The following is a 12,942-nucleotide window of genomic DNA, read 5'->3' as shown; positions in this document are numbered from 1 at the left end:
CGTTTTGCACGGCCTACCTGCACCGATAACACCGCTCACCGATAACATCGGGGCAATCCCGTTGGAACCAGTCCGGACTCGGGGCCGCGCTATCGCCGTGCCACCCGCACCGATGACGCACGGCTCCCGGGGATCAGGGCACCCCTCGTGGTTACGGACCGGTTCCCCTACAGGAAGGCCCGCCAGATGACGGACCAATCTGTACCCCCGCAGCTCGAGGTCGCGCCGGAAGCCCCGGATCGCAACCTCGCCCTCGAACTCGTCCGGGTCACCGAGGCCGCCGCGATGGCCGCCGGTCGCTGGGTCGGTCGAGGTGACAAGAACGGCGCGGACGGCGCCGCCGTGAAGGCGATGCGCAGCCTGATCCACACCGTGTCGATGAACGGTGTCGTGGTGATCGGCGAGGGCGAGAAGGACGACGCCCCGATGTTGTTCAACGGCGAACGGGTCGGCGACGGCTCCGGGCCCGAGTGCGACGTCGCGGTCGACCCGGTCGACGGCACCACGCTGACCGCCAAGGGCATGAACAACGCGGTCGCGGTGATGGCCGTGTCCGAGCGGGGCAGCATGTACGACCCCTCGGCCGTGTTCTACATGGAGAAGCTGGTCACCGGCCCCGAGGCGGCCGACGTGGTGGACCTGACCGCGCCGATCGCGGAGAACATCCGTCGGGTGGCCAAGGCCAAGCACAGCGCCGTCGAGGACGTCACGGTCTGCATCCTGGACCGGCCCCGCCACGACTCGATGGTCAAGGAGATCCGCGAGGCCGGCGCCCGGATCAAGTTCATCACCGACGGCGACGTGGCCGGCGCGATCATGGCGGCCAAGGACGGCACCGGCGTCGACCTGCTGCTCGGCATCGGCGGTACGCCGGAGGGCATCATCGCCGCGGCCGCGATCAAGTGCATGGGCGGCGTGATCCAGGGTCGCCTGTGGCCCAAGGACGAGGCCGAGCGGGCGAAGGCGATCGACGCGGGGCACGACCTGTCGCGCGTACTGCTGACCGACGACCTGGTCCGCGGCGACAACGTCTTCTTCGTGGCGACCGGCATCACCGACGGCGAACTCCTGCGCGGCGTGCGGTATCGCTCGAGCACGGCGCTCACGTCGTCGCTGGTGATGCGCTCCAAGAGCGGCACGATCCGCCAGATCGACAGCCAGCACCGGCTCGCGAAGCTGCGGGCGTACAGCGCGATCGACTTCGACCACGCGCGTTAAGGCCGTGCGGCCGGGGGTTTGACCCGGCCTCCGACCGAGGTGGCCTCGAACGCCGGCCGGGCTGGATACGGCTCGGTCGGCGTTCGATACGCGACGCGGCCGGCGGTCGGCCCGCGACTCGGCCGGTGTTCGATCGGACGGGCCGTCCCACGAATAGGTGCGGATTTTATACCTGTTTGTGGGGATTCTCCTTGAGCATCGATCGAGGAGGCCCCCGGATGAGCGCGCCGCGCGGTAGGCATGCCGAAACCGCCGAAGGCAACGGCGGCAGCCGGGCGAAGACCGAGGCGGCGCCCCGACTCGGGCTGGTCCTGACCGGGTTGATGCTCGGGCTGCTGGTGGCCGCGCTCGATCAGACCATCGTGTCGACCGCGCTGCCGACCATCGTCGGCGACCTCGGCGGGCTCAACCACCTGTCGTGGGTGGTCACCGCGTACCTGCTCGCGTCGACGGTGAGTACGCCGCTGTGGGGCAAGCTCGGCGACCTGTTCGGGCGCAAGAAGCTCTACCAGGCGTCGATCGTGATCTTCCTGATCGGCTCGGTGCTGTGCGGCATCGCGCAGGGCATGTTCGAGTTGATCGCGTTCCGCGCGATCCAGGGGCTCGGCGGCGGCGGCCTGATGGTGTTGTCCCAGGCGATCATCGGCGACGTGGTGCCGCCCCGCGAGCGCGGGCGCTACCAGGGCCTGTTCGGCGCGGTGTTCGGGGTCACCTCGGTGGCCGGGCCGCTGCTCGGCGGGTTCTTCGTGGACAACCTCAGTTGGCGCTGGGTGTTCTACATCAATGTGCCGATCGGCCTGATCGCGCTGGCCGTGATCGCCGCCGCGCTGCACACCAAGGAGATGCACACCCGGCCGAGCATCGACTACCTCGGCATCACGCTGCTGGCCGGCGGTACCACCTGCCTGGTGCTGCTCAGCACCTTCGGCGGCACCACCTACCCGTGGGTCTCCGCGCAGATCATCGGACTGGGCGTCGCGGCGGTGCTGTTGCTCGCCGGGTTCGTCGCGGTCGAGCGGCGCGCGCGGGAGCCGGTGCTGCCGCTGAAGCTGTTCCGCAACCGGATCTTCTCGGTGACCGCCGGCATCGGCTTCATCGTCGGCTTCGCGATGATGGGCGGGCTGAGCTTCCTGCCGCTGTTCATGCAGGTCGTCAACGGCGCCACGCCGACCGAGTCGGGCCTGCGGCTGCTGCCGATGATGGGCGGCCTGCTGGTCACCTCGATCGTCAGCGGGCAACTGATCAGCCGGACCGGCAGATACAAGATCTACCCGATCGTGGGCACCGCCGTGATGGCGGTCGGCATGTTCCTGATGTCGCGGATGGACGAGTTCACCACCACCGCCGCGTCCTCGCTCTACATGCTGGTCTTCGGCATCGGACTGGGCCTGGTCATGCAGGTCATCGTGCTGGCCGTACAGAACTCGGTGCCCTACTCGGACCTGGGCGTGGCCACCGCCGGCGCGACCTTCTTCCGCTCCATCGGCGGCTCGTTCGGCGCGGCGATCTTCGGCACGATCTTCAACAACCGACTCACGGTGCACCTGCGCGAGGCCGCCGCGCGCGGCGAGGGCATGCCGCCGGGAACCGGCGCCGAGTCGCCGTCCGCGATCAACCCGGCAGACCTGAACAAGCTGCCGCCGGCGTCCAAGACCGGCTTCATCCACGCCTACGCCGAGTCGCTCCAGACGGTGTTCCTGGTCGCCTCGGGCATCGTGCTGATCGCGTTCCTGTTGTCCTTCCTGCTCCGGGAGGTCCCGCTGCGCGAGGCCACCCGCGAGGCCGAGCCCACGCCGCCGATGTCGCCCACCGCGCGCAGTTCGGTGGAGGAGATCGAGCGCGCGATGGCACAGATGGTGCACCGGGAGAACGGCTGGTCGCGCTACGAACGCATGATCCAGCGCTCGGGCGTCGAGTTGTCGGTGCCGTGCGCGTACGGACTCGTGCAGCTCGACCAACTGGGCCCGATCTCGATCCCCGACCTCGCCCACCGGCTGCACGAGGCCCCGGACCGGGTCCGTCGGTACGCCGACGAGCTGACCTTCGCCGGCTACATCGAGCGGCTGGGCGAGGGCACGATGACATTGACCGCCCAGGGCCACGAGGCGCTGGAGGCGCTGGTCGAGGCCCGTCGGCAGATCCTCACCGAGGTGATGGCGGACTGGTCACCGGAACAGTCCGAGGAACTGACCGCGTTGTTGCGCAAGCTGGCGCGACTGACCACCGACACCCCGCACGATCACATCGTCGGCGAGGCCGACCGGCACGCGGACCGACCGACGCGCGGGCCGACGGCGGGTCAGTGATGGGCGCGGCGTCGACGCACGGCGCCGCGCTCGTTCGGGGTCAGGCCGCCCCGGACACCGACCGGGTTGGTCTCGGCCAGCGCGCTCGCGCGGCATTCGAGCAGGACGGAGCAGCGCGCGCAGACGCGCTTGGCGTCCTCCTCGCGGGCGAGACGGGCGACGACGGGTTCACCGGGATATCCGAGAAACAACTGCCGATCCGCGGTCGCGCACGCGCCCGCCACCGGGGGCGTCCAGGTCGCGGTGCGGGCTCCGCGAATTATGTCGATCCGTTCCGTCACGCTGCTCTCCTCGGGTCGGGTGTGTCAGTCGCCTACCCGGGGCGAACCGCCCCATGCGCGCCGGCGCGACAACGCGACGACAAGTAACCACAAGGAAACGTCAAGGACATCCACGGAACGACACGCTCCGCGGCACGCGCTCCCGGGCCGCACACCGACCTGACCGACGACCCGCCGCCGCGATCCCGGGCAGCGATAATCGCGGCATGATCTTCGGCATCCTGGGACCCGTTGAGGTTCGACTCCCCGACGGGAGCCCGATCGCCGCCGGCGGACCGGGAGCGCGGGCGCTGCTCGCGCTGTTGCTCCTGGACGCGGGGCACATCGTGCCCACCGAACGACTGATCGACGGGCTCTACGGCGAGGACCCGCCCGCGGGCGCCGCGAACGCGTTGCAGTCGCACGTCTCCCGCCTGCGGCGCGGGCTGCGGGCCCACGGCGGCAGCGGCGAACTCGTCGAGTTCCACGCGACCGGCTATCGCGTCGCGGTGGATCCGGAGGCGGTGGACGCGCATCGCTTCGAACGACTGGTGCGGGCCGGGCGGGCGGCGCTGGCGGCGGGTGAGCACGCGTCCGCCGCCGCGCTGCTGGGCGAGGCGATCGGGCTGTGGCGGGGGCCGGCGCTGGCGGACGTGCCGTTCGCCGGGGCGCGGGCCACCCGCCTGGAGGAGCTTCGGGTGGCCGCGACCGAGGATCACCTCGAGGCCGAGATCGCGATCGGCGCACTGCGCGGGGTGGTCCCGGAGTTGCACGTGCTGGTCGAGGCGCATCCGCTGCGGGAGCGTCCGCGCGGGCTGCTGATGCGCGCGCTGCACGGCACCGGCCGCCAGGCCGAGGCGCTGGAGGTGTACGAGGACCTGCGTCGGGTGCTCGCGGACGAACTCGGCGCCGACCCCTCCCCCGAGCTGGCCGCCGTACACGTCGCCGTGCTGCGCGGCGAGATTCCGGCCCCGCGCGGCCCCGGTGCGCCGAGCGCGCCCCCACAGGCACCGGAACCGGACCTGCCCGGACCGGTGTTCACCCCGCCGCCGGGCCGGCTGACCGGCTTCGTCGGCCGGGAGGCGGAACTCGCCCGGCTGACCGGGTCGGGAACCGCGGCGCGGCTGCTCACCCTGACCGGGCCCGGCGGCGCGGGCAAGACCCGACTGGCGATCGAGGCCGCCGCCCGCACGGCGGACGACGTGTGCTTCGTGGATCTGACCCGGGCCGCCGACGACGCGGCACTGGTGCACGTGGTGGCGAGCGCGCTGGGCATCCGCGAGGCCGGCGGCGTGACCGCGTCGGCCGCCGAGGGCGATCCCGGCGCGCGGATCGTCTCGGTACTCGCCGGCCACCGGCTGCTGCTGATCCTGGACAACTGCGAGCACGTCGTGGGCGCCGCGGCCGAACTCGCCCACCGGGTGCTCGACGAGTGTCCCGACGTGCGGATCCTGGCCACCGGACGGGAACCGTTGGGCATCACCGGCGAGGTGTTGTGCCCGGTACCGGAGTTGGCGCTGCCCGACCCGGACGCCGATCTGGACGCGCTGCGCGCCGCCCCGGCGATCGAACTGTTCGCCGCCCGGGCCGCCGCCGTACGGCCCGGTTTCGCGGTCACCGCGGAGACCGCGCCCGAGGTCGCGCGGATCTGCGCCGCGCTGGACGGCCTGCCGCTCGCCATCGAACTCGCCGCGGCCCGCCTGCGCACCCTCCCGCTGACCGAGGTCGCCGCGCGCCTGGACGACCGGTTCCGGCTGCTCTCGCGCGGCAGCCGTACGGCCGCGCCCAGGCATCGCACGCTGCACGCGGTGGTCGAGTGGAGCTGGGATCTGCTCGATCCGGACGAGCGCGCGCTGGCCCGCCGGTTCACCGTGTTCACCGGCGGCGCCACCCTGGCCGCGGTCGCCGCGGTGTGCGGCGGGTCCGAGGACGAGGCGGACGACCTGCTGGCCGGACTCACCGAGAAGTCGCTGGTCACCCTCGCGGACGGGGACGGCGGCCGATTCCGGATGTTGGAGACGATCCGCGCGTTCGGCGCCGCGCGGCTGGCCGAGGCGGGCGAGGAGGAGCGGATCCGGCGTGCGCACGCGGACTACTTCCTGGCGCTGGCCGGCGAGGCCGACGCGGGGCTGCGCGGACCCGGTCAGCTCGCGCTGCTGCGCCGGCTGACCGCCGAACACGCCAACACCGACGCGGCGTTGCGCTGGGCGATCCGCACCGACCTGCGGCTCGCGCTGCGGCTGCACGCGGCGCTCTCGTGGTCGTGGTGGCTGGGCGGCCGGCGCGGCGCGAGTTCGGCGCGGTCCACCGAGCTGTTCGAGGCGTTGACGGCGCGCCTGCGGGGCGGGGCGGCGGACCTGGCGGTCGCGGTGGGCCTGCGGGCGCCCGACGGGTCCGGGATCGAGCGGGCGACCGCCTCGGGCGTCGGTTCGGGGTCCGACCCGGGCGTCGGCCCAGGGTTCGACCCGGGCGTCGGCCCAGGGTTCGACCCGGGCATCGGTTCGGGTCTCGCCGGGGAACCGGCCGTCGCGGCCGACCTCGACGAGGAGTACCTCCTGTGTGTGCTGAACGCGGCGGCGGCCCCCGCGGCCGGCAACGGCGCGGTGGTCGAGGCGGCGCTGGACCGGGCCGCCGCGATCATGTCCGGGATCCGCCGCCCGCTGCGCCATCCCGCGCTGATGGTGCAGTGGGCCCTGGTCGGCGGTCCGGATCGGGCCGATCCGGACGCACACGCGGCGCAGGCCGCCGACAGCCCGTGGGCGAAGGCGGTCGGGCTGCTGGGCACCGGCTATTCCGCGCTGTTCGTCGGGAACACCGAGGCGGCGGGCGAACCGCTGACCGAGGCGGCCGACCTGTTCCGCGCGCTGGGCGACCGATGGGGACTGGCCAACGTGCTCGAACCGCTGGCCCAGCTCGCCGACTGGCACGGTGATCCGGCCGGCGCCGCGGCACTGATCGACGAGGCCGTCGAACTGGCCGCCGACCTGGGTTCGACCGAGGACCTGGTGGACTTCCTCAACTGTCGGGCCGACCTGGACCTGCGCGCCGGCCGACTCGAGCCGGCCCGGCGGGAGTACGCCCGGGCCGAGGAACTCGCCCGCCGCGCCGGGGCACCCGTGAAGGTCCGGGTGGCGCTGCGCGGTCAGGGCGACGTGGCCCGGCTGACCGGGGACCCGGCGGCGGCGACCCGGCTGTACCGGCAGGCCCTGTACGGCGATGCCCAGGCACCTGCGTGGTACCTGGAGACGCGGTCGCGCGCGTTGGGCGGCCTGGGTCGGATCGCCGCGGCGGAGGGCGACACGGCGACCGCGCGCGAGCGTCAGGTCGCGGCTCTGGAGGCCGCGCTCACCCCGTCGTTCACCGCGGCGGCGGCTGCGGCGGCGGTGCTCGGGCTGGCCGAGACGGCGGCACTGGTCGGGGACGGCGCGCGGGCCGGCCTGCTGCTGGGCGCGGCGAGCGTGCTGCGCGGCGGGAACCGGGTGGATGTCGACGCGTCCGCCACCGAGGCGGCGATCCGGGCGGCGGTGACCGATCCGGGGTTCGCGGACGCCCGTGCCCGTGGCGCCGCGCTCGACCGGGACGAGGCGGTGGCGGCGGTTCGCGCGCACGGTTGACGCCGCCGAACGGCGAAGCGGGGACGGTCGCCCGCGCGACCGTCCCCGCCGTACGTCCCCCGCCCCGGCCGCGCCGGGACCCCACCGCGTCCGTCCCGACCGCGCGCGCCCGCTCAGCCGGCGATCGCCTCCATCGCCCGGCCGCGCATCGTGCGGCGCGCCGTACCGACCGCGGCCGACACCGTGACCGCCCCCGCGACCAGTGCGAACACGGGCCAGATCCAGGGCGCGACGGTCGGCAGCAGGGTGTCGGTCCGGGCGTAGTTGAACGGCACGATGGTGGCCAGACCGGCCAGGATGCCCAGGCCGACGCCGGCCACGGTCAGCACCGCGCCCTCGACCGCGACGACGGCCAGCAGTTGGCGCCGGTCCGCACCGGCGAGCCGGGCCTGGCCGAACTCGCGGCGGCGGTGCTTCACGGTCGCGACCAGCGCGTTGATCAGCAGGATGCAGGCGAAGAGCACGATCATGCCGACCACGACGAAGTTGAGCGTCTCGATGTTGCGCTGTTCGTTGGTCTTGGCCAGTCCCTCGGTCGCCAGCGCGGCGTTGTCGATGTCGACCAGGGCGAACGTCCCCGTACCGATCCCGACGAACAGGATGATCGGCGCCAGCGCGCCGGCGAACTGCGTGCCGCGTCGCCGCAGGTTGGTGACCACCAGGTGGCCCACCACACCCCGGCGCTCCAGCGGTCCGGCGATCAGCGCGGTGATCCGCCGGATCAGCCAGGGTGCGAACAGCGCGAGGGCGATCGAGGCGAAGATCGAGGCCGAACCGGCGCTCTGCATCGCGTCGCTGCCCTTGCCGTGCATCACCGTCACGGTGGTCAGCGCGAGCGACACCGACACCACGAGGGCCAGCGTGCCGGTGACGATCCGGGCCCGGCCCATCCGCCCGTCGTCGACCCGGGCGTCGGTGGTCGCCGCGGCGACCCGCACCCGGGTGGCCCGTCGGGTGGTCAACAGCGCGGCGAACACCGAGGCCACCACGGTGATCCCGTATCCCATGCCCAGCGCCGTGCCGCCGAAGGCGTAGTCCACGCCGCCCGCGACCTGGTCGGTGTCGCGCAGCAGGGACAACAACGTGCCGCCGCCGAGCGCGCCGACCGGTGCCGCCAGCGTCGCGGCCAGGACCGCGAGCACGAGCGTCTCGCCGACGATCATCCGGCCGATCTGCGCGGGGGTGGCGCCGACGCTCTTGAGCAGCGCGGTCTCCGCGGCCCGTTGCCGGACCGCCATGGTCAGCGTCGAGGTGACCGCGAACACCACGAGCAGCAGCCCCCAGCCGCCGACGATGGTGCCCATGTTGGACAACGTCTCCTCGCTCGCGGCGTCGACACCCGGTCCGCGCGCGGTATCCAGCATCGAGGCGAAGCTCATCAGGATCGCCGCGCCGAGGAACATCGCGAGGAAGCTCGCGGCGAAGGCGCCGGAGCGTTGGCGCAACGAGCGCCAGGCGAGCTGAAACATGATCGGGGACCTTTCGGAACGGTCGACGCGCGGCGCGCCCGGGAGAAACAGGACGGCGGAACGGGACGGCGAGGCAGGAAAGACGGGATCGGACGGGCGGGACACGACGGGCGGGGCGGGCCGGAGCCTCAGCCCGCGGCCCGGTCCGCCAGTCGGGTCATCCGCGCGGCCACCGCGTCGGCGGTGGGCTGCGGCAGTCGGCCGACGATCCGCCCGTCGGCCAGGAACAGCACCGAGTCCGCGTAGGCGGCGGCCACCGGGTCGTGGGTGACCATCACGAGCGTTTGTCCGTGCCCGGTCACCGCCTCCTGGAGCAGCCCGAGCACGTCCCGCGCGCTGCGGGTGTCCAGCGATCCGGTCGGCTCGTCCGCGAACACCACCTTGGGCCGGGTCACCAGGGCCCGGGCGATCGCCACCCGCTGCTGCTGGCCGCCGGAGAGCTGCGCGGGCAGGTGGTGCAATCGCCCGCCCAGGCCGATCCGGGTCAGTACCGCGATCGCCGCGGCCCGGTCCACCCGCCGCCCGGCCAGTCTCAGCGGCAGCACGGTGTTCTCCAGCACGGTCAGCGTGGGCAGCAGGTTGAACTGCTGGAAGACGAAGCCGATCCGCTCGCGCCGGAACTTCGTCAGCGCGGCCTCGCCGCCCCGGGCGAGCGGCTCGCCGTCCACGTGCACCGTGCCGGTGTCCGGCAGGTCCAGGCCCGCGGCGCACTGGAGCAGCGTGCTCTTGCCGGAGCCGGACGGGCCCATCACCGCGGTGAAGGTGCCGGCCGGCAGTGCGAGACAGACCCCGTCGAGCGCGGTCACCAGGTTGTCCCCGGTGCCGTAGGTCTTGCGAACGTCGGTCAGGCGCAGGGCCGTTCGGGACGGGTCGGCGGCGCTGTCGAGGTGGCCGGCGGTGTCCGCGGGTACGTGTGTCGTCGTCATGTCCACGACTGTGGCCGGGCCCGCCGGCAGCCCGAGCACCGTGCGCTGACCGTGCGGCACCGGCCGCCGGCAGCCGCGCCGGGTCGCGCCGGGCGGTCCGGCTCGCCGCCGCGCTCCGCGGCGCGTCCGGCACCGCGTGAGCGCGCTGCGGATCGGCCCGGGGACGAGCGCCCCCGGGCCGATCGGCTCACCCGCGCTTGTTGATCTGGAAGGTCGGCGTGGTGACGTCGGCGAAGAAGTCCTGGCCCTTGTCGTCGACCACGATGAAGGCCGGGAAGTCCTCGACCTCGATCTTCCAGACCGCCTCCATGCCCAGTTCCGGGTACTCCAGCACCTCGACCTTCTTGATGCAGTCCTGCGCCAGCCGCGCCGCCGGGCCGCCGATCGAGCCGAGGTAGAAGCCGCCGTGCGTCTTGCACGCGTCGGTGACCTGCTTGCTGCGGTTGCCCTTGGCCAGCATCACGAACGAGCCGCCCGCCGCCTGGAACTGCTCGACGTAGGAGTCCATCCGGCCTGCCGTGGTCGGGCCGAACGAGCCCGACGCGTAGCCCTCGGGGGTCTTGGCCGGGCCCGCGTAGTACACCGCGTGGTCGCGCAGGTACTGCGGCATCGGCTGACCCGCGTCGAGCAGTTCCTTGATCTTCGCGTGCGCGATGTCGCGCGCGACGACGACCGGGCCGGTCAGCGACAGCCGGGTCTTGACCGGGTACTTGGACAGCTCGGCGCGGATCTCGCTCATCGGCCGGTTGAGGTCGATCTGCACGACGGTGTCGTCCAGGTCCTCGTGCGTGGTGTCCGGGAGGTACTTGGCCGGGTCGGTCTCCAGCTCCTCCAGGAACACGCCCTCGGCGGTGATCTTGGCCAGCGCCTGACGGTCGGCCGAGCAGGACACCGCGATCGCCACCGGGCAGGACGCGCCGTGCCGGGGCAGCCGGATCACCCGCACGTCGTGGCAGAAGTACTTGCCGCCGAACTGCGCGCCGATGCCCATCTGCTGGGTCAGCTTCAACACCTCGGCCTCGAACTCGACGTCGCGGAAGCCGTGGCCCAGCGCCGAGCCCTGGCCGGGCAGCGTGTCGAGGTAGCGGGTGGAGGCGTACTTCGCGGTCTTGAGCGCGTGCTCGGCGCTGGTGCCGCCGACCACGATCGCCAGGTGGTACGGCGGGCAGGCCGCGGTGCCCAGCGAGCGGATCTTCTCGTCCAGGAAGCGCAGCATGCTCTGCGGGTTCAGGACGGCCTTGGTCTCCTGGTACAGGTACGACTTGTTGGCGCTGCCGCCGCCCTTGGCCATGAACAGGAACTTGTACGCCTCGCCGGGCGTCGCGTACAGCTCGATCTGGGCGGGCAGGTTGTTGCCGGTGTTCTTCTCGTCCCACATGGTCAGCGGGGCCATCTGCGAGTAGCGCAGGTTCAGCTCGGTGTACGCGTTGGAGATGCCGCGGGACAGGTGCTCCTCGTCCCGCCCGTCGGTGAGCACGTGCTGGCCGCGCTTGCCCATCACGATCGCGGTGCCGGTGTCCTGACACATCGGCAGCACGCCGCCGGCCGCGATGTTGGCGTTCTTGAGCAGGTCGAGCGCGACGAAGCGGTCGTTGGCCGACGCCTCGGGGTCCTCCAGGATCCGCGCGACCTGGGCCAGGTGCCCGGGCCGCAGCAGGTGCGAGATGTCCCGCATCGCGGTCCGGGCGAGCAGCGTCATCGCCTCGGGGTCGACATTGAGGAACCGGCGCCCACCCGCCTCGAACGTGGACACGCCATCGGCGGTCAGCAGCCGGTACGGCGTGGTGTCCTGCCCCAGCGGCAGCAGATCCGTGTAGGCGCTGAAGGTGTTCTCAGGGGCGGGCATCGTGATCCTCACTCATGCGGTGCTCATCCGGTACGGGGCCTCGTCCAGGGTAGAGCGGCCCCGAACCGGTCACGGCTTCGAGGTCGCCGGCAGCGGGAATCGCGCGGCCGGCTCCCGGACCGGGCCGGTTTCGGGCTCCGTGCCGCCGCGTTCGGCACGCATGCCCAGGACCACGCCCACGCCGACCAGCAGCGCACCGCCGAACTGTGCCCAGGTGGGCGCGCCGGTGCCCAGGGCCAGGCCGGACAGCGCCGCCGTCACCGGCACCAGGCCCATGAACAGCCCGGCCCGCTCCGGCTCGATCCGGGCCAGTGCCGAGTACCACAGCAGGAACGCGCCGGCGGTGAGCGGCAGCGCGAGGTAGAGCAGCGCGGCGAGCTCGGTCCCCGACGGCATCCGGATCAGCTCGCTCCCGTCGGTGAACATCCCGACCACGAGCATCTGCGGAATCGCCATCGCGGTCGCGTAGGCGGCGATTCGCCAGGCCCCCAGCCGGGGCAGCAGCGGCACCGCGATCAGCGTGAAGCCCATCTCGCACAGCGCCACCCCGCAGGCGAAGACCAGGCCCGCCGCCGTCCCGCCGCCGAACCCCTGCACCACCGCCGCCCCCGCGACCACCACGATCGAGGCGACCAGCACCGACCGGCTCGGCCGCCGCCCGCCCGACAGCGGCGCGGCCAGTACCAGCAGCAGTGGTGTGGCGCCCAGGATGCTGCCCACCGTGGCCGGATCCGCCCGGTCCAGCGCGGCGAACAGGAACAGGTTGAACAGGGTCTGCCCGCACAACGAGAGCAGCCCCAGCCGGACCAGCTCACGCCGGGTCGGGCGCAACAGCGGGATCCGGCGCAGCCGCAGCACCGCGAACAGCACGAGCGCGGCCACCGCGTAGCGGAGCATCTGACCGCCGGTCACGGGATAGTCCGCCAACACGGCGGAGACCCCGGCGGCGGCCCCGATCAAGCCCTGTGCGGAGGCCGCGCAGACCAGGCCGATCGAGCGGGGGGACATCGCGGATGACTTCATGTGACGTAACGTTAGGAAGCGGGTGGATTCCCCGGCAGAGCCACTTCCGGGTCGAGAAACCGGACCAATTCCGGATCGCCGACGGACCAACCGGAGCCGGCCCCGACGTCCGACCCGCCCCGGACATTCCGCGAGACTGCCGAACCGAACCGAACCGAACCGAACCGAACCGAACCGAACCGAACCGACCGAACCGAGCCGAGCCGACCGAACCGACCGAACCGAGCCGGAACCGAACCTCGCCGACACGATCCGACCCGGCGAACCCCGAGGGGCAGGT

At 72.7% G+C, this 12,942-nt stretch carries 8 protein-coding genes; 3 read left to right on the top strand and 5 right to left on the bottom strand.

Annotated elements, in window-relative coordinates:
* Positions 1-186 precede the first annotated feature (186 nt).
* Positions 187-1,218 (top strand): class II fructose-bisphosphatase, encoded by a 1,032-nt coding sequence (gene glpX, locus ACWCPW_RS23510; protein ID WP_020556582.1) that lies wholly within the window; start codon positions 187-189, stop codon positions 1,216-1,218.
* A gap of 218 nt (positions 1,219-1,436) precedes the next feature.
* On the top strand, positions 1,437-3,524 hold the full coding sequence (locus ACWCPW_RS23505; protein WP_449763572.1) for an MFS transporter: 2,088 nt from the start codon (positions 1,437-1,439) through the stop codon (positions 3,522-3,524).
* Here ACWCPW_RS23505 and ACWCPW_RS23500 read toward each other — a convergent pair.
* A complete protein-coding gene (locus ACWCPW_RS23500) occupies positions 3,518-3,805 on the bottom strand; it encodes a WhiB family transcriptional regulator (protein ID WP_449763571.1) in 288 nt (95 codons plus the stop codon). The genes ACWCPW_RS23505 and ACWCPW_RS23500 overlap by 7 nt on opposite strands.
* A gap of 206 nt (positions 3,806-4,011) precedes the next feature.
* On the opposite strand from ACWCPW_RS23500, the gene ACWCPW_RS23495 reads away from it, so the two are divergent.
* Positions 4,012-7,398 carry an AfsR/SARP family transcriptional regulator gene (locus ACWCPW_RS23495; protein WP_449763570.1) on the top strand — a complete coding sequence of 1,129 codons (3,387 nt, stop codon included), beginning with the start codon at positions 4,012-4,014 and terminating at the stop codon, positions 7,396-7,398.
* Between the two features lie 113 nt (positions 7,399-7,511).
* Here ACWCPW_RS23495 and ACWCPW_RS23490 read toward each other — a convergent pair whose 3' ends face one another.
* From ACWCPW_RS23490 to ACWCPW_RS23475, 4 genes are all read right to left on the bottom strand, one after another.
* Positions 7,512-8,867 carry an FtsX-like permease family protein gene (locus tag ACWCPW_RS23490; RefSeq protein WP_449763569.1) on the bottom strand — a complete coding sequence of 452 codons (1,356 nt, stop codon included), beginning with the start codon at positions 8,865-8,867 and terminating at the stop codon, positions 7,512-7,514.
* A gap of 128 nt (positions 8,868-8,995) precedes the next feature.
* Positions 8,996-9,793, bottom strand: a complete 798-nt coding sequence (locus ACWCPW_RS23485) for an ABC transporter ATP-binding protein (protein ID WP_449763568.1) — start codon at positions 9,791-9,793, stop codon at positions 8,996-8,998.
* 187 nt (positions 9,794-9,980) lie between these two features.
* Positions 9,981-11,639 (bottom strand): fumarate hydratase, encoded by a 1,659-nt coding sequence (locus tag ACWCPW_RS23480; RefSeq protein WP_449763567.1) that lies wholly within the window; start codon positions 11,637-11,639, stop codon positions 9,981-9,983.
* 69 nt (positions 11,640-11,708) lie between these two features.
* On the bottom strand, positions 11,709-12,662 hold the full coding sequence (locus ACWCPW_RS23475) for a DMT family transporter (RefSeq protein WP_449763566.1): 954 nt from the start codon (positions 12,660-12,662) through the stop codon (positions 11,709-11,711).
* Between the last annotated feature and the right edge of the window lie 280 nt (positions 12,663-12,942).

Source organism: Embleya sp. NPDC001921 (genome assembly GCF_053594475.1).
The sequence above is the reverse complement of the archived record's forward strand: the minus strand, read 5'-3'. Positions and strand labels throughout refer to the sequence as shown.